The organism is Pedobacter sp. AC190, from assembly GCF_979258025.1.
In genome coordinates, this window is record NZ_OZ409824.1 from 4,966,307 (window position 1) to 4,985,011 (window position 18,705).

Consider the following 18,705-nt stretch of genomic DNA (forward strand, 5'->3'; position numbering starts at 1 on the left):
CTTATCAAAATCAAGTCGATTCAATCTTAGACGACAGCAAATCTTATATCAACCAAATAAAGGACATCAATAAAAAAATCGAAAGGGCACGAGATTTACTCCTGGATAATGATATTGATGCTATTGATTTTCGATCGATCAAAGTGGAAAATAATGAAAAAATCATCAACACATCTATCTGAAAAACAAAGAATTAGGAGCAAAAAAAAGGTCTTAAATATTAATTTAAGACCTTTTAAAAACTCGGGGTGGCTGATGGGGCTCGAACCCACGACCCTCGGCACCACAAACCAATACTCTAACCAACTGAGCTACAACCACCGTATTTTTTAGTGTCACAAAAGTACGACTTTTAATATTCCTTGCAAATATTTTTTTTAAAGATTTAACAAGAAATTTTTAATTACTTAAAATTCAATTATTTGAAACGAAAATATTTTTACGCAAGGGCGAATTAAGAGTGATTTTAAACCTAAAAACATAACTTTACAACGTTTATGATCGAGATATATACAGACGGAGCAGCCAGCGGAAACCCAGGACCAGGTGGTTGGGGTACCATTTTAAGAGCGGGACAGCATTATAAGGAATTAAGTGGGGGGTTTAGAATGACCACCAACAACCGAATGGAATTGCTCGCGGTAATAAAAGGCCTGGAAGCTCTTAAAAGCTTAAATCAACAGGTTACCGTTTTTTCTGATTCTAAATATGTGGTAGATGCGGTTGAAAAAAAATGGGTATTCGGTTGGGTAACCAAAAACTTTAAAGATAAAAAGAACAAAGATCTCTGGTTAAGGTTTTTAGAGCTTTATAAACTGCACAAAATTAAATTTGTATGGATTAAGGGCCATAACGACCATCCCGAAAACGAGCGTTGCGATCGCTTAGCCGTTTTTGCTTCCCAAGACAAGGCCAATCTGGCAATTGATACCTTTTTCGAGACCGAACGAGCACGCGGGATTTAAGCTTATATTACTTTCTATTTTGATTAAACTTCGGGCGCTAAGTTCCAATTAATTTTAAGTGTTAAAAGGTAGGGTAAACAGGGTGATAACTCGGTGTAAACAGGGTGATAACAAGTTACAGACAGGCTCCCAAAGCGAGTAAATAGCGAGGCATCACCTTGTAATTTTCTGGCTTATTGCAATTATTCCTAAAAGTTGTTAAATTTAAATAAATAACAATTTTATGGCAACTTTTAAAGATGGTATTCTGGGTGGCTTTTTTGGCAAGGTAGGCCCGGTAGTTGGTCTTCAGCTTGGAGATAAACTTGTAATGAGGGCTCTTCCTCGGCGAACTAAGCCTTTCACCAGTAAAGAACTCGAAAATCAGCGTAAATTTAGGCTGGTACAGAATTACCTCTCTCCTTTTCTTGATCTCCTTAAAATAGGATTCAATAACTACTATACCAAAACGGGTGGTTTCAGGGCTGCGCTATCCTATACCAGAAAGGAAGCTTTAAAGCATGACGACGGTGGCATTTACATCGATCAACATCTGATTAAAATCAGTGGCGGTACCCTTACACCAGCCATCAACCCTACAGTTGAAATTTCAGATAATAGCGGAATTACCATTCAATGGGACACTAACGAAGTTAATTATCTTAATGAAAGCGATCAGCTGCTGCTCCTGGTGTATAATCCGACAAACAGGATAGCCAACACGAGGATATTCAATGGAGAATACAGAAAAGATGGTCAAATAATAGTGGCTCCTAACCCAAGGCTTCTTAATCTGGAAGTAGATATTTACATAGGTTTTGTGGCTGCTGACCGCAGTTTACAGTCAGACAGCCAGTACCTGGGTCGGTTTATGTTATAACCTTTATTATTTGAAATAATTTTGAACCTGAATTAGTCGATTCCGCCAATCACTCCTAAATCTTCTAATTTAGACTCGACCTGCTCGTCTACGGAAAGTGATTTGGCAGTGTGTAAAAGCATCATCTCTTCTGCCTTTTCTACCATATTTTTAGAGCCGATAAAAATCGGCACCCTTTGATGTAGTTCTGAAGGATTGATATCCAAAATACGTTCAAAACCTGTAGAGGCCTTTCCGCCAGCCTGCTCTATGATAAACGACATTGGGTTGCACTCATAAAGCAATCTTAATTTACCATTCGGCGATCGGGATGTAGTTGGATAGATGTAAATACCACCTTTGATTAAGTTTCTATGAATATCACCAACCATCGAACCGATGTAACGGGAGGTGTATGGTCGTTTGGTGGCATCATCTTCCACCTGGCAATATTTAATGTATTTTTTCACGCCATCAGGAAAATGAACGTAGTTACCTTCATTAATAGAGTACATATAACCCGTTTCTGGCATGCTCATACTTGGGTGCGATAAACAAAACTCGCCAATCGAAGGATCTAAAGTGAAACCATTTACGCCTTTTCCTGTCGTGTAAACCAACATCGTAGAAGAACCATAAATGATATATCCTGCAGCAACCTGTTCGGTTCCTTTCTGTAAAACATCAGCAAGACTGGCCTTTCCTTCAATAGATTTACGTCTGTAAATCGAAAATATCGTTCCAACTGCAACATTTACATCCGTGTTCGATGAACCATCCAAAGGATCGATACATACAATGTATTTTGCATTTTGAGATACCGGGGATTCGATATGAATAATTTCATCCTCTTCTTCAGTAGCCACAATGCAACACTCACCCCCGCTGGTTAATGCTGCAATAAATTGCTCGTTTGCATAAACATCGAGTTTCTTTTGTTCTTCGCCTTGAATGTTTGTGGTACCGATGTCGCCAAGAATATCTACAAGACCAGCTTTATTTACCTCACGGTTAACAATTTTAGCTGCGATTGCAATGTCTCTTAAAAGCCTCGATAACTCTCCTTTGGCATAAGGAAAATCCGCTTGTTTTTCTATGATAAATTGTCCTAGTGTTTTTACGCCACAAACCATACTTAGTGTATATTTTACATTATCTACCCGATAACTCTATAACCTCTAAGGTATGAATATTTTCATCAGTAATGCAAAATCGAATTAAGGTTCTAACCTTATGCCAGCCATGTTTACCTGCTGCACCAGGGTTTATATGCAGACATTTCAACTTTTCATCATACATGACTTTCAAAATATGCGAATGCCCTGTAATAAAAAGCTTTGGTGGCTTAGTGTAAATTTCAGACTTAACAGAAGGCGCATATTTACCAGGATAACCGCCAATATGAATCATTAGTACATCTACGTTTTCGCAACTAAAACGATTTTGTTCAGGAAAGGCATTCCTAATTTCAGCATCATCGATATTTCCATAAACGCCACGCAAGGGCTTAAAGGCGGCCAATGGCTCCGCTACATTTAGTCCAAAATCGCCTGCATGCCAAATTTCATCGCAAGATTCAAAGTGCTTAAAAACACTTTCATCTAAATAGCTATGCGTATCTGAAATTAAACCTATTTTTTTCATTATTTGAACTTAATTGTAAGGATAATTTGAAAGAGCAGGCCTTATCTATAACCAATTCTCATTGAAAAATACCCAAAAGTGTAACATAAAATTTAAACAAAAAGACTGTTATTTACCAGAATAAAGCATGGCTATAATTGTACGATATTAGCACTGCGCCGCTTTCGTACAAACAAACATTAATCTGTTCTTTGAGGGCTAAACTGTATTCAATTTCCATTCCCCCTTCAGCCTTATTATTAACTTTTCTTTACGGCCTTAAATACGCCGTTTGGTTGTATAAAAGTCATAGAACTTACTTTCTGCTCAGCTGTAACTTCGAACTTCACACTAAACCCTTTAAGAGCTTTCAGGTTAAAGGTATCTGCCTCTATCGCCTCTGTTTCATACTCTGGTTGCCCTGGCACAAACACAGTTAAGACATTGCCTTTCAAAAACACCTTAACGATAGCTTTTCCTAAAGTATATTCTCCTGTATATTTTTCAAGTTCCTTAACTGATCGTATTTTAATTTCTGGTTTAAAATCAAACATCACTGGCTGTTCGCTGCCATCCAGGAAGATACCGATCCCCTGGATCTTTCCATCTACACCGCTAGAAAAATTAAACATCAGGTTACTTTGGGTCGTATCTACCAAACCGTTTTTATCAATCGATTTTGGATCAAAAACATCATAATGCATGTGCTTGAGCACGATTTTCTCATCACCTAGTACCGTGTTCAATTCGTTATTTTCTAGCGTTACTTTGATTACGCCATAAGCGGGGTTTTCAAATGAGCCCAGGTAATCTTTTAACGGATGCGAAGAACTTATATTTAAAACAGGTACCTTTTTAATACTCTTTTTAGCTAATTTACTGGCTTCAGCTGCTTCTTTTGCCTCGCCATTCCAATCCAGTTCTTTTAGTTTAAGAATCCGATCGGCAATTGAGTTGCGCACCACAACAGGAACTTGCGAACCATTTTGATTACTTAACACCACGATCCCCAAATCATCCGAAGGGAAAAAAGCAACATTAGCAGAAAAACCATTAATATTTCCACCGTGCTCCACTATATAATGCCCTCTGTAGGAACCGATCATCCATCCCAAACCATAATTAGCTAAAAAAACATCATCATGTTTAGCTGGTAAGGCAGCTTCCATTACCATTTGAGAGCTTGCAGCCTCGCGAACATAACTTGATGGCAAAATTTCTTTTTTCTTAAAATATCCTCCGCTAGTCCACACTTTTAACCAATTGGCCATATCGTTTGCACTACTGTTAATGCTCCCAGCAGGCCCCATCCCATTAATGTTGTAATAATCAATTTTTTTGATCACATTTTCGCCTGCAACAGTATAGGGTAATGAAGCATCGTTATCATTTTTAAATGCATTTATATCGGTATTAGAACGAGTCATCTCTAAGGGATTAAAGAACTTTTCTTTTATATTTTGCTCCCACGTTTTACCTGTTAATCGCTCTACGATCATACCCTGCGCCATGTACATAAAATTATTATAAAACCATTTTTCACGCACTGCGGCAGTAGGCTTCATATATTTAACACGAGCAATTAGGCTATCGCGATTGGCTGTATTAAATAAAAACCATGAAAAATCGTACCTGGATAATCCTGTTCTATGCGCCATCAAATCACGCAAGATAATTTGACTGTTCATTTCCTCATTATAAAACCGCAATTGTGGCAAAAGGCTAATTGCTTTATCTTCAAAAGTCAGTTTTCCTTCTTTTCGAAGCAAACCCAGCAAGGAAGCCGTAAAAGCCTTACTGCTAGAACCTATGGCGAAGAGCGTATTTGGAGTTACAGGTTTTTTATTTTCTACATCGCGATAACCAAAGCCTTTACTGTAAATTACTTCGCCTCCTTTTACTACGGCGACCGAAAAACCTGCCGCTATCTGATCTTTTAATATCCTATTAAATAAGGTATCAATTCCAGGTAAAGGCGTTGTTGTTTTTGGAGACTGAGCTAAAACAGTTAAGGTGACGAAACAGCATGCAATTAGAGTAAAAGCGTTTTTCATGTTAATAGATTAAGTTTTTGTATCGCGACTAAATTACAAATGATAATCAGATAATTATTGACTACAAGAAAACCAGGGTTTTATAGCAGACTTAATACCGATTAAAATGCCAGGAAGAAATCTTTAAGAAGCGCATGATAGGCTTCGGTATGCACTTTATCTGATTGATAAATATAAAAATGATGTTCTTCGAGCTTTGGAATTCCAGCTTCCAAACATATTATAACCCTAAATATGGGCTTGTCTTTATCAGAATGCAAATAAATTTTCTCCGAAACAGATAAGTTAAATTCAGCACCTAATCTTTCGACTTCTAATGCCTGCTTAATGGGCAAAACCATGTAAATCTTTCCGCTGGCGGATAACAACCCTGCTGATTTACGGATCAGCATCCCGAAAAAATCGGCTGCCGCATGTCGAGCAATTCCTTTTCGTTTTTCCTCATTTTTTAAGTCATTAACAAAAAATGGCGGATTAGAAACGATTAAATCGTATTTTTCATTGGTAATGAAATCTTCAAAGGCAGTATTAAAAACATTAATCTGATCTGAAAATTTAGATCTGGCTGCATTTCCATTCGCAGTTTCGGCAGCCTGAAAATCAATTTCTACTGCATCAACCTGAGCACCATTAAATCGCTGGGCAAGCATTAAAGCGATTACCCCTGTGCCCGTACCAATATCTAATATTTTTTTTGGGTGTTTATGGGTAGCGCTTGCAGCCAGCAATACACCATCCGTATTGATCCGCATTGCACAGCCCGTTTGATCTACCTCAAACTGTTTAAACTTAAAAATATTTCTACCTGCCCTCAATTTCAGTTTATCTGATCAAAAAAATAAATATTATTAACAATTAAAAAAATTCACAAACACATGAATAACAGCGATTTAAAGTTTATTTTCACACAAAAATCCTTAATAAAAGGAAGCTGTTAATAATTTAATCAAACGTTTGGCTGCGATGTTAGCGCTCATAACCTATGTTTGTATCAGCAATTTGAATGTACTGCGTTTCGACTGGTCTTTGAATTGTTAAAACAACAGCATACTCGATCGGTATCTAAGTAGCCAACAACCCAATTGTTGGCTATTTTGTTTTTATTTCTCATACAACTCCAGCGGTAATCCATCAGGATCGGTAAAAAAAGTAAATCGCTTTGCTGTAAACTCATCTACACGAATAGGTTCAGTTAAAATTCCAAATACATTTAACCGTTCAATTTCTTTCTCAATATCATCTACTTCGAAAGCCAAATGCCTTAAACCCTGCGCTTCAGGCCTTGAAGGCCTGGCGGGAGGATTCTCAAAAGAAAAAAGCTCGATCTGGTAAACATCATTTACAGCTAAATCTAACTTATACGATTTCCTTTCTTCCCTGTAAACTTCAGCCACAATTTTAAACCCCAATTGATTGACATAAAAATCTTTTGATTTTTCATAATCAGAACAAATTATAGCAATATGATGGATGCGGTTGAACATAGCGGATTAGAAAATTACTGATAAATGGTTTTGAAACGATTGAATTAAATGCAAAGTTGCAGAAAAAAACTTTTGAATTTGAAATGAAATCAAGGATAAACAACTAAAAAACTTAAGATTTATCAGAAATATTATGGCATAATACAACGACCAACAACTTAGCTCTCCACAATCGCGTCATTATTTCCACATTCTATCATTCTATTACGCGATCATTCTATCATTAAGATTAAAAACCTTAAATTTGCAACTTCAAAAAAAAAGCATGATTCATTTCTTCTTAAGTCAATCCGAGGCGGTTTTTGTTTTACAAACAGATCACTCCCTATCAGCAACTGATATTACAAAACTAGAATGGTTATTCGGCGGTGCCAAATTACAAAATGAAACTGCGCTGAGCGGTTTTTTTGTTGGTCCACGAGCTGCTATGATAACACCATGGAGTACAAATGCGGTAGAAATTACGCAAAACATGGATATTCATGGCATAATCAGAATAGAAGAGTTTCAAAAAGTTGCAGAAGACTTTTCGGGTTATGACCCCATGCTTTCGCAAAAATACGCGGAACTTGGTCAGGAGGTTTATACCATTAACATTAAACCTGAGCCCATTTTAGAAATTACGGATATTGCGGCATACAATAAGCAAGAAGGACTTTCTTTAAGTGATGAAGAAGTTGAATACTTAAATAACCTGGCGAAAAACTTAGAAAGACCTTTAACAGATTCGGAGGTTTTTGGTTTCTCACAAGTAAACTCGGAGCACTGTCGCCACAAAATTTTCAATGGCAAATTTGTTATTGATGGCGTAGAACAACCTACCTCTTTATTTAAGTTAATCCGCAAAACATCAGAAGAAAACCCTAACGATATTGTTTCTGCTTATAAAGATAACGTTGCTTTTATTAAAGGCCCTGTTGTACAGCAGTTTGCACCTAAACGTGCAGATGTACCAGATTATTACACAACAAGCGATTTCGAATCGGTTATTTCGTTAAAAGCAGAAACCCATAATTTCCCGACTACAGTAGAGCCTTTTAATGGTGCTGCAACTGGTTCGGGCGGCGAAATCAGAGATCGATTAGCTGGCGGACAAGGTTCATTACCTTTAGCTGGAACAGCCGTTTATATGACTGCCCTTTCTCGTTTAGAAGAAAACCGTCCGTGGGAAAAAGGCGTTGAAGAAAGAAAGTGGTTGTACCAAACTCCAATGGATATTTTAATCAAAGCATCGAACGGTGCGACCGATTTTGGTAACAAGTTTGGCCAGCCATTGATTACAGGGTCAGTTTTAACATTTGAGCACGAGCACTTCGACAAGCTCAGTGCGACAAGCAGAAAGTTAGGATACGATAAAGTTATTATGCTAGCTGGCGGTGTTGGTTACGGCAAAGCAAGTCAGGCTAAAAAACAAAAACCACAGGAGGGCGACAATATTGTTGTGCTTGGTGGCGAAAATTATAGAATCGGGATGGGCGGTGCAGCGGTTTCATCTGCTGATACTGGCGAACATGGTTCGGGAATTGAGTTGAATGCAATTCAACGTTCAAACCCAGAAATGCAAAAAAGAGCTGCAAACGCGGTTCGTGGCATGGTAGAAAGCGAACACAACACAATTGTTTCGATTCACGATCACGGTGCAGGCGGCCACTTAAACTGTCTTTCAGAATTAGTTGAAGAAACTGGTGGTAAAATCGATCTGGATAAACTACCTGTTGGCGACCCTACCCTTTCGGCAAAAGAAATTATCGGAAACGAATCTCAGGAACGTATGGGATTGGTTATCGGAAATGAACATATCGAGACTTTACAAAAAATTGCAGATCGCGAACGCTCACCAATGTACACCGTTGGTAAAGTAACAGGCGATCACCGTTTTACCTTCCAATCGGCAACTACTGGCGCCAAGCCAATGGATTTCGAACTTAAAGACATGTTCGGTAGTTCGCCAAAAGTGGTTATGGAAGATAAAAACTTAAACCGCCAGTATGAAGCTTTAAGTTACGATTCGACCAAATTAAACGATTATTTAGAACAGGTACTTCAATTAGAAGCTGTTGCTTCTAAAGACTGGTTAACCAACAAGGTAGATCGTTGCGTTGGTGGCCGAGTAGCCAAGCAACAAACGGCAGGCCCGCTACAATTGCCTTTAAATAATTGTGGAGTAATGGCTTTAGATTTTGTAGGTAAGGAAGGCATTGCAACTTCGGTTGGGCACGCACCAGTTTCGGCGCTAATCGATCCAGCTGCAGGAAGTAGAATCGCCATTGCAGAATCGCTTTCCAATATTGTTTGGGCACCGTTAAAAGATGGACTGAAAAGTGTTTCGCTTTCGGCCAACTGGATGTGGGCTTGTAAAAACGAAGGTGAAGATGCAAGACTGTATGAAGCCGTAAAAGCTTGTTCAGATTTCGCTATTGATTTAGGTATCAACATCCCAACGGGAAAAGATTCTTTATCAATGAAACAAAAATATAAAGATGGCGATGTAATTGCACCTGGTACGGTGATCATTTCTGCTGGCGGAAATTGCGACGACATCACTAAGGTGGTGGAACCTGTTCTTCAAAAAAATGGTGGCTCTATTTACTACATCAACCTTTCTAATGATAATTATAAGTTAGGTGGTTCATCATTTGCTCAGATTTTAAACAAAATTGGCGACGAAACACCTGATGTAAAAGACGCTGATCAATTTAAAACTACATTTAATACCATTCAACAGTTAATTAAAGCGGAGCAGATCCAAGCTGGTCATGATATTGGTAGCGGTGGTTTAATTACAACCTTATTAGAAATGTGTTTCGCTGACCGAGATTTAGGCGCATCTTTAGATTTATCGGCTTTAGGCGAAACAGACAGTATTAAACTCCTTTTCTCAGAAAATATCGGCTTAGTTTTCCAGGCTGATGCGGGTGTAGAGCACATTTTATCGGCGGCAAGTATTAATTATCATAAAATTGGTGAAGTAAGTTCGAAAGCAACTTTAGAAATTAAAAATGCTGCTGACAATTTTAGCTTTGATATTGATAGCTTACGCGATACCTGGTTTAAAACTTCTTACTTATTAGATAAAAAACAAAGCGGACCTGTTAAGGCTAAAGAACGATTTGATAATTATAAAAACCAGGCCTTAAAATACACTTTCCCAACGCAGTTTGATGGAAAGAAACCTGTTATTGATCTTACCAAACCAAGACCAAAAGCGGCAGTAATCCGCGAAAAGGGAAGTAACTCAGAACGTGAACTGGCTAATGCAATGTACCTGGCTGGTTTTGATGTGAAGGATGTACACATGACCGATTTAATTTCGGGAAGAGAAACACTTGGAGACATTCAGTTCATTGGTGCAGTTGGTGGTTTCTCTAACTCTGATGTTTTAGGTTCGGCAAAAGGTTGGGCTGGTGCATTTATGTACAATGAAAAAGCAAGAGTTGCGTTAGAAAACTTCTTTAATCGCCCAGATACGCTTTCAGTTGGTGTTTGCAACGGTTGTCAGTTATTTGTAGAGCTTGGCCTGATTAATAAAGACCACGCAGAAAAACCAAAAATGCTACATAATGAGAGTCATAAGCACGAAAGTATTTTCACATCGTTAACGGTAGCAGAAAATAATTCTGTAATGCTTTCTACCTTAGCAGGCAGCACTTTAGGTGTTTGGGTATCGCATGGCGAAGGCAGATTTAGCTTACCATACGCAGAAGATCAATATAGCATTGTTGCTAAATATGCTTACGAAAGCTATCCTGCAAGCCCTAACGGCTCTGATTACAATACAGCAATGATGTGCGATACGACTGGCCGTCATTTGGTTATGATGCCTCACATCGAGCGTTCATTATTCCAATGGCACTGGGCAAATTATCCTCAAGGCCGTAAAGATGAAGTTTCGCCATGGATGGAAGCATTTGTAAATGCCCGTAAATGGATCGAGAATAAATAAGAGATAATAGCAAAGGTAAGGTGGAAAATGGAATTAAAACCATTAACCATCTTACCTTTTCCGTTTTACCCCTTCTATCCTATTTTAACTAAATTCCCTTTACATCTTTTCTCACATCTACCCGCCAGCCGAAACCAAACTTCTTATCCATATATAAGGCTACGGTTTTATTATAATCAGCAATAGATAGATTATTTGGCATTACGCAGCCCAGGTCTGCGTATTTGAGTTTGTATTTCTTTTCAAAAACTTCCTGTCCTTTTTTATAGGTTGAAACAATTCCACCTTGTAAAAAAAATTTAACATGGCCTTTTTTAATATCTGCATTTGCCAGTTTAATGCTGTATATTTTTGTTGTGTCCGTTACAACAGCAGCGGCTTCTACTTTACTGGCAAAAACCAAACTTAACAGAAGAATTAATATATTTTTCATAGGTAGCGTAAATTGTATTAATTACTTATTGTAAAGTTTATTGGCAAATTATAACGTACGCGAACGGCGTTTCCCTTATTTTTACCAGGTTTCCATACTGGCGATTTTTTAATTACACGAATGGCTTCTTCATCGCAGCCTGCTCCAATTCCTTTAACCAACGTTACATTAGTAATCGAACCATCTTTTTCTACTACAAAGCTTATAAAAACTTTCCCCTGAATGCTTGCCTCCTGAGCCATATATGGATAGCGTAAATTACGTTGAATGTATTTGGCCCAGCCTTTCATACCACCTTCAAATTCTGGGTATTCATCAACACCAGGTAAGTCATTAATTTCATTTCCTGTTGGCGCACCAGTTTCGCTACCTTTCGTGCCGCCATCTCCATTATTTGTATTTGTAGATATAGCCAGGTTTGGCTTAATTTCACCATCCTGTGTTTTATTACTAATCACTGCATTCTCGATATCTTTTACTGTTGGCGGTTCTGGCAAATCGACCTGATCAACCACAACAATTTTTGATGGCATTGCAACGGTTTTAACTTTAACTGGTTCTGTTTTTTCAGGTTCCGCTTTTTTAGGTTCCTCCTGTTTTTTCATCTGGTGAATAGCATCGACCAGAGTTGGTAAATCATGCTCGACTACAGTTACATCGGCAGCTGCAGGAAACAATTTACCATAAATCATAGGGGCGATAAAAACCAAAACAAAAAAGGCACTCGCGATAAATAACGATTTTGTTAAGATAGACGATGATTGTGACCTAAGCACATAAGCACCATACTTTTTGTTTCTGCCAGAGAATACAAGATCGAGCCACTCGGTTTTGTAAACATTAATAGATGAATTGAACATAGTTTCTAAGTTTTAAACCATGATGTATGAATTTCATCAATTCCATAAAACTTTAAAAAAAGTACATTATTTATCAAAAATGAAATTTTTCATCTGAAAACCATTTTCAGATTTCATTTTCAATAATTTTTAAATATTTCGATGAATAATTTCACAAAAACTAAGAATTTATACTATTTTTGACAAAAAACACAACGAATTAATGAAAAGTTTAAGAACCATCGCATTAAAAGAGGCTCAAAACAGAATTTCACCAGAAGTTAAATCACCATCATCGAAAATTTCTGATTTTTTTGGCTCGAATGTATTTGATAAGAAAAAAATGAGAGATTTCTTATCTAAAGACGTATATGAAAAATTAATTTCATCTATCAACCAAGGTGAATTAATTAACTCTGATGACGCTAACCAAATTGCTACAGCTATGAAAGCTTGGGCAATGAGCGCAGGCGCAACACACTATACGCACTGGTTCCAGCCTTTAACAGGTACTACAGCTGAAAAACATGATTCATTTTTTGAACCAAGTGGCGATGGTGCTATCGAGAAATTTGCAGGTAGTGCATTAGTTCAACAAGAGCCAGATGCATCAAGCTTCCCTAACGGTGGTATTCGTAACACTTTCGAAGCTCGTGGTTATACAGCATGGGATCCTTCATCTCCAGCATTCATTATGGAAAGTAAAGCAGGTAAAACGCTTTGTATCCCAACTGTTTTTGTATCCTATACAGGTGAAGCATTAGATTATAAAGCACCATTATTAAAAGCATTAGCTGCGCTTGATAAAGCTGCAGTTGATGTTTGTCAATATTTCGATAAAGGCATTACAAAAGTAAATGCCTCATTAGGTATCGAACAAGAATATTTCTTAGTTGATGAGTCGTTATTTAATGCTCGTCCAGATTTATTATTAACTGGCCGTGCTTTATTCGGACATATGTCGGCTAAAGGCCAGCAATTAGAAGATCATTACTTCGGATCGATTCCAGAACGTGTTTTCACTTACATGGTAGATTTCGAAAACGAGGCTTTAAAATTAGGTATTCCTTTAAAAACCCGTCACAACGAGGTTGCGCCATCTCAATTTGAGTGTGCACCTATTTACGAAGAAATCAACTTAGCTATCGATCACAATCAGTTATTGATGGATTTGATGGAAAAAGTGGCTCGTCGTCATCATTTCCGTGTATTATTACACGAAAAACCATACGCAGGTATCAACGGTTCTGGTAAGCACAATAACTGGTCGTTAATTACGGATACTGGCAAAAACTTATTAGCTCCAGGTAAAACGCCTAAAAACAACCTGATGTTCCTTACTTTCTTTGTTAATACAATTAAAGCGGTTAGCGAGCACGCAGATTTATTACGTGCAAGTATTGCATCGGTAAGCAACGATCACCGTTTAGGTGCTAATGAGGCTCCACCAGCAATTATCTCTATCTTCCTGGGCTCTCAATTGAACGATGTGTTGGATGAGATTGAACACTCACGTATCAGCAAAAAAATTAAAGAAGATAATGCACTTTGGTTAGGTATCCCTAAAATTCCACAAATTTTATTGGATAATACAGATCGTAACCGTACTTCTCCTTTCGCATTTACAGGCAACAAATTTGAATTAAGAGCAGTTGGTTCTTCTGCTAACTCTTCTGCACCAATGACGATCTTAAATGCGATCATGGCTGAGCAGTTAACTAAATTCAAGGTTGAAGTTGATAAGTTAATCAAGAAAGGTGATAAAAAAGATATCGCATTATTAACGGTAATCAAAAAATACATTAAAGAATCTAAAAATATCCGTTTCGAAGGGAATGGTTATAGCCAGGAGTGGGAAGATGAAGCTGCAACACGCGGTTTATCAAACATCAAAACTACGCCTAAAGCTTTAGATGCTTATTTAACAGAGAAATCGGCTGAATTATTTGCTACAACTGGCATTTACAGCGCTCGTGAAATTCATGCCCGCCATGAAATCATGTTAGAGAACTTCTACAAAAAACTTCAAATCGAAGCTCGTGTAATGGGCGAAGTTGCTAACACTGCAATTATTCCTGCTGCAATTGCTTATCAAAACTCTTTAATCGAAAACGTAAAAGGATTAAAAGAACTTGGCGTAGCAAGTACATCATCTTTAGATATTGTTAAGAAGTTATCTGAGCATTTAGATATCGTTAAAACAAATATCGATGCCATGTTGGAAGAACGTAAATTAACCAACAAAATCGAAGATACCCGCGAAAAAGCTATTGCGTACGATGAGAAAGTTAAATCTTACTTCGATACCATTCGTTACCATGCTGATAAGTTAGAGCAAATTGTTGACGATAGCGTGTGGCCATTACCTAAATTCAGAGAATTATTATTCATGAAATAATATTTAAGGTACAAGCAAAAAGGTTTAAGGCGTAGGGTTTACTCTACGCCTTTTCTTTTTCCGCGAATTAATAGATTCGTGTTTAAAATCTTTTACCTTTTACCTTCCACTTCAATACAAATAATAAATTCTTTTTGGCGATTCTGACGTAAAACTTCAATAAAACCTTTAAGCTTTCAGCTTTAGTCTTTCAGCTTAAAACGCTATCTTTGCGGCAACATGAGTGATAACAGGTACAATCAGCGTGGCGTTTCAGCCTCAAAAGAAGATGTGCATAATGCCATCAAGAATATTGACAAAGGAATTTTCCCTAAAGCATTTTGCAAAATTATTCCTGATATTTTAGGTGCTGATGAGGAGTATTGTAACATCATGCATGCTGACGGAGCTGGCACAAAATCATCTCTAGCTTACGTTTACTGGAAAGAAACCAACGATATTTCGGTTTGGAAAGGCATCGCACAAGATGCTATTATCATGAATATCGACGATTTAATTTGCGTAGGTGCAACGGATAACATTCTTTTATCTTCAACAATTGGCCGTAATAAAAATTTAATTCCAGGAGAAGTACTTGCCGAAATTATCAACGGAACGGAAGAAATTTTGGCCGACTTACGCGAACAAGGAATTTCAATTTATTCTACTGGCGGAGAAACGGCAGATGTTGGCGATTTAGTAAGAACTATAATTGTTGATTCTACCGTAACTTGTCGTTTAAAGCGTGAAGATATCATCAGCAATGATCAGATTAAAGCTGGCGATGTTGTAGTTGGTTTGGCATCTTACGGACAAGCAACTTATGAATCGGAATATAATGGCGGAATGGGTTCGAACGGATTAACGTCTGCCCGTCATGATGTTTTTGATAAATCGGTTGCAAACAACTACCCTGAAAGCTTTGATCCTGCTGTTCCTTTCGACTTAGTTTTCTCTGGAAATAAAAAACTTACAGATGAAATTGAAATTGAAGGTTTTGGCAAAACGACAGTTGGTAAATTAGTTTTATCGCCTACTAGAACTTATGCACCCGTAATTAAAAAAATATTAGAAAATTACCGTAGTCAAATTAATGGTATTGTTCACTGTAGCGGTGGGGCGCAAACTAAAGTATTGCATTTTGTAAATGATGATGTGCATGTTATAAAAGACAATCTTTTCCCTGTGCCGCCTTTATTTAAACTGATACAGGAAGAATCGGGCACCGACTGGAAAGAAATGTATAAGGTATTTAATATGGGCCACAGAATGGAATTATATGTTCCAGCAGAAATTGCTGAAGATATTATTGCAATTTCAAAAAGCTTTAATATTGATGCGCAAATTATCGGCCGCGTAGAAAAAAGCGATAAAAAACAAGTAACGATTAATAGTGATAAAGGTACTTTTGTTTACAACTAAATAATAATAATATCCTTAATAAATATAGCGGTTAAAAAAACCTTTCAATAGTATTGAAAGGTTTTTTTGTTTATTACCAATCGAATGCAAGAAGAGCTAAGAACATCATCCTGCAGCTTAGATTGCTTCGAGGCTAAACTATTCAGTACGAAATTCCAGGATATCGCCTGGCTGGCATTCTAAAACCTTACAAATCGATTCTAAAGTTTCTAAACGGATTGCCTTCGCCTTACCAGTTTTTAAAATGGATAAATTAGACATGGTAATGCCTACCCGTTCACTTAACTCGGTAAGCGACATTTTACGACGGGCAAGCATTACATCTAAATTTATTATGATTGGCATAGGTTTGAATATAAATTAGATTGTTAAATCTTGTTCTAGCTTTAACTCTATTCCTTTTTTAAATACAAAAGCAATTGTTAATAGTGTTAAGCCAAAAATCAATAACCAGATTTGGAAATCAACGTTTTCTATTATTTTTAACATTAAGTTCATTTTATCGCTGGTTCGCTGTATATAAATCGAGGCATTAAATACAAACAGCAAAAACGGTATTGTTGTACAATACCAGCCCATCCGTTTAAGGCGGCTTACATTCTCTTCACTAAAAACATTACCAATTTGTACTGAATCTATAAATCTATACAGATAAACCAGCACTCTTAAACCTAGAAACATGATAACGAATATTACTAAACCTTGTAAAAATTCAAACGATGTTCCTTTTCCTGTATCACTATAACCGTCATAAAAACCACGAACAGCATCTTTAAGTGAAAACAAGAATACAGCTAAAAGCGTAATAACGTAGCCTGTTTTAATTGATTTGATTTGGTTTTGAGTTGTCATAAAGTTATATCGTTAAATCGTTTTCTTCTCTTAAGCTTTTATTTCTACTTAAAATAGCTGACGTGTAAAAAATCAAAATTGTTATAATGATAAAACTGAGATTAGGTATAAAAACCATTGACCAGACCTTTGTATAGGAATAAATAATATTCTCGACAATTTTTTGGCTCCATGAAAATGAATTAAATTGAAAACTCAGATAAACAAGGACAACAACAAAACCAAGCGGGATCCATTTCAAAATATTTAGCCATCTTAACGCGTTGTTTCTTAAATCGTTATTTAACGAAGTTTTGATGTACCAATCCAAAAACACAAAAAATAAAAGATAAAATGTTGTGCTCAAAAAATCATATAGATTTTTTGAGCTATAATTAAATAGTTTATCTATTACTGTTAACCAATAGATCATCGTTAACGTGCCAAGCAATCTGACAAAAATTCTTAAGCCAGCAATTATCCAATAATTGCTGCTTTTGTTTTTTACATTTGAAAGTACAACTTTAAGAAACGTCATATTAAATTAATTATTCACTAAACAAACATAAAAAAATTATTATTACAAATCAAAATATATTTATTGATTTACAATAAACATTAATCGATTAACAGCTATTAACAATCAAAATAGACAAATATTCATTAAAACTAAATTGGAATGATTTTTGTTGTAAGTAAAACTGTAAAAAACTTGTGCAAACACTAACATTTTCAGCATTTTATCCTTTCGGATTGCTATACTATTTCGTAACTTTGCACACTTCAATAATTAAAGAGCACACAAAACGTATAAATGAGACAACTCAAGATAACGCAATCCATTACCAACCGTGAAAGTCAATCGTTAGATAAATACTTACATGAAATTGGTAAAGTAGATTTAATAACAGCAGAGGAAGAGGTAATTTTAGCAAGAAAGATTCGTGAAGGCGATCAAGCTGCATTAGAGCGATTAACTAAAACAAACTTACGTTTCGTTGTATCTGTTGCAAAGCAATACCAAAATCAAGGTTTAACATTAGGAGACTTAATTAATGAGGGTAACTTAGGTTTAATTAAAGCGGCAAAACGTTTTGATGAAACTAAGGGTTTCAAATTCATTTCTTATGCTGTTTGGTGGATTCGTCAATCTATTTTGCAGGCAATTGCTGAGCAAAGTCGTATTGTACGTTTACCTTTAAACCAGGTAGGTTCATTGAGTAAAATCAGTAAGGCTTTCTCTAAACTAGAGCAAGAATATGAGCGTGAGCCATCTCCTGAAGAATTGGCAGATATTTTAGAAACTACTGTTGACAAAATCTCTGACACCTTAAGTAACTCTGGCCGTCATGTTTCAATGGATGCTCCATTTGTTCAGGGTGAGGAAAATACATTACTAGATGTATTGGAAAACCACGAGCCAAATACAGATAGTTCATTAATCAATGAATCTTTATCGGAAGAGATTAAACGTTCTTTATCTACTTTAACAGAAAGAGAAAGAGAAATCATCGTTTTATTCTTCGGACTAGGTTCTAACCATCCACTTTCTCTTGAAGAAATTGGAGAAAAATTTAACCTTACCCGTGAGCGTGTAAGACAAATTAAAGACAAAGCATTGCAACGCTTACGTCATACATCAAGAAGTAAAATCCTAAAATCTTATTTAGGCTAAAAATAAATTACTTAGAATTAGAAAGGGTTGACATTTTGTCAACCCTTTTTTTGTTTACCGGCATTCCAATTATAGAATTGATTCTATATCTTTAATTGATGTCGATAAGTCTCCTTAAAAAATCCGTATTGGTTTATAAACCAATAATACTATGGAATATTTTAGTGAGTTTAATTACAGGCCTTTTTTTCGTGATAAACGGATTCGATAAACCAGGTGCT

At 36.6% G+C, this 18,705-nt stretch carries 15 protein-coding genes and 1 tRNA gene; 6 read left to right on the plus strand and 10 right to left on the minus strand.

Annotation, left to right across the window (positions count from 1 at the left end):
• Positions 1-247 precede the first annotated feature (247 nt).
• Positions 248-321: transfer RNA gene (locus tag ACZZZI_RS21665), tRNA-His, on the minus strand.
• A gap of 176 nt (positions 322-497) precedes the next feature.
• Between ACZZZI_RS21665 and rnhA the strand changes: the two genes are divergently transcribed.
• Both rnhA and ACZZZI_RS21675 read left to right on the plus strand, forming a co-directional pair.
• Complete coding sequence (gene rnhA, locus ACZZZI_RS21670) at positions 498-965, plus strand: ribonuclease HI (protein ID WP_316757014.1); 468 nt, start codon at positions 498-500, stop codon at positions 963-965.
• A 223-nt stretch (positions 966-1,188) separates the two neighbouring features.
• Positions 1,189-1,824 (plus strand): DUF6266 family protein, encoded by a 636-nt coding sequence (locus ACZZZI_RS21675; RefSeq protein WP_463491349.1) that lies wholly within the window; start codon positions 1,189-1,191, stop codon positions 1,822-1,824.
• 32 nt (positions 1,825-1,856) lie between these two features.
• Here the strand turns inward: ACZZZI_RS21675 and fbp are convergent, their stop codons facing one another.
• The 5 genes from fbp to gloA2 all read right to left on the minus strand — a co-directional run bounded on the left by fbp (position 1,857) and on the right by gloA2 (position 6,964).
• Positions 1,857-2,936 (minus strand): class 1 fructose-bisphosphatase, encoded by a 1,080-nt coding sequence (gene fbp, locus ACZZZI_RS21680; protein WP_316757010.1) that lies wholly within the window; start codon positions 2,934-2,936, stop codon positions 1,857-1,859.
• Positions 2,937-2,955: 19 nt separating this feature from the next.
• On the minus strand, positions 2,956-3,447 hold the full coding sequence (locus ACZZZI_RS21685; RefSeq protein ID WP_424056944.1) for a metallophosphoesterase family protein: 492 nt from the start codon (positions 3,445-3,447) through the stop codon (positions 2,956-2,958).
• A 239-nt stretch (positions 3,448-3,686) separates the two neighbouring features.
• Positions 3,687-5,480 carry a serine hydrolase gene (locus ACZZZI_RS21690; protein ID WP_463491352.1) on the minus strand — a complete coding sequence of 598 codons (1,794 nt, stop codon included), beginning with the start codon at positions 5,478-5,480 and terminating at the stop codon, positions 3,687-3,689.
• Between the two features lie 101 nt (positions 5,481-5,581).
• Positions 5,582-6,232 (minus strand): tRNA1(Val) (adenine(37)-N6)-methyltransferase, encoded by a 651-nt coding sequence (locus ACZZZI_RS21695; RefSeq protein ID WP_463491354.1) that lies wholly within the window; start codon positions 6,230-6,232, stop codon positions 5,582-5,584.
• A 348-nt stretch (positions 6,233-6,580) separates the two neighbouring features.
• Positions 6,581-6,964, minus strand: a complete 384-nt coding sequence (gene gloA2 / locus ACZZZI_RS21700; RefSeq protein WP_463491356.1) for an SMU1112c/YaeR family gloxylase I-like metalloprotein — start codon at positions 6,962-6,964, stop codon at positions 6,581-6,583.
• A gap of 214 nt (positions 6,965-7,178) precedes the next feature.
• On the opposite strand from gloA2, the gene purL reads away from it, so the two are divergent.
• Positions 7,179-10,907 carry a phosphoribosylformylglycinamidine synthase gene (purL, locus tag ACZZZI_RS21705; RefSeq protein ID WP_463491814.1) on the plus strand — a complete coding sequence of 1,243 codons (3,729 nt, stop codon included), beginning with the start codon at positions 7,179-7,181 and terminating at the stop codon, positions 10,905-10,907.
• Between the two features lie 88 nt (positions 10,908-10,995).
• Here purL and ACZZZI_RS21710 read toward each other — a convergent pair whose 3' ends face one another.
• Positions 10,996-11,340: an FEKKY domain-containing protein gene (locus ACZZZI_RS21710; protein ID WP_463491358.1), complete on the minus strand. Its 345-nt coding sequence runs from the start codon at positions 11,338-11,340 to the stop codon at positions 10,996-10,998.
• 17 nt (positions 11,341-11,357) lie between these two features.
• The gene (locus tag ACZZZI_RS21715; protein ID WP_463491360.1) at positions 11,358-12,200 is read right to left on the minus strand and encodes an energy transducer TonB; all 843 of its coding nucleotides are present in this window, start codon (positions 12,198-12,200) and stop codon (positions 11,358-11,360) included.
• Between the two features lie 202 nt (positions 12,201-12,402).
• Here ACZZZI_RS21715 and ACZZZI_RS21720 point away from each other — a divergent pair, with 202 nt between their 5' ends.
• Together ACZZZI_RS21720 and ACZZZI_RS21725 are read left to right on the plus strand one after the other, a co-directional pair.
• Positions 12,403-14,577, plus strand: coding sequence for a glutamine synthetase III family protein (locus ACZZZI_RS21720; protein WP_316756993.1), 2,175 nt, complete (start codon positions 12,403-12,405; stop codon positions 14,575-14,577).
• A gap of 219 nt (positions 14,578-14,796) precedes the next feature.
• Positions 14,797-15,978, plus strand: coding sequence for an AIR synthase related protein (locus tag ACZZZI_RS21725; RefSeq protein ID WP_463491362.1), 1,182 nt, complete (start codon positions 14,797-14,799; stop codon positions 15,976-15,978).
• A 138-nt stretch (positions 15,979-16,116) separates the two neighbouring features.
• Here ACZZZI_RS21725 and ACZZZI_RS21730 read toward each other — a convergent pair whose 3' ends face one another.
• Together ACZZZI_RS21730 and ACZZZI_RS21735 are read right to left on the minus strand one after the other, a co-directional pair.
• Positions 16,117-16,323, minus strand: coding sequence for a helix-turn-helix domain-containing protein (locus tag ACZZZI_RS21730; RefSeq protein WP_316756988.1), 207 nt, complete (start codon positions 16,321-16,323; stop codon positions 16,117-16,119).
• Positions 16,324-16,338: 15 nt separating this feature from the next.
• The gene (locus tag ACZZZI_RS21735; protein ID WP_316756986.1) at positions 16,339-16,830 is read right to left on the minus strand and encodes a DUF2975 domain-containing protein; all 492 of its coding nucleotides are present in this window, start codon (positions 16,828-16,830) and stop codon (positions 16,339-16,341) included.
• Positions 16,831-17,623: 793 nt separating this feature from the next.
• Here ACZZZI_RS21735 and ACZZZI_RS21740 point away from each other — a divergent pair.
• Positions 17,624-18,484 (plus strand): sigma-70 family RNA polymerase sigma factor, encoded by an 861-nt coding sequence (locus ACZZZI_RS21740; protein ID WP_010601359.1) that lies wholly within the window; start codon positions 17,624-17,626, stop codon positions 18,482-18,484.
• Positions 18,485-18,705: the final 221 nt, after the last annotated feature.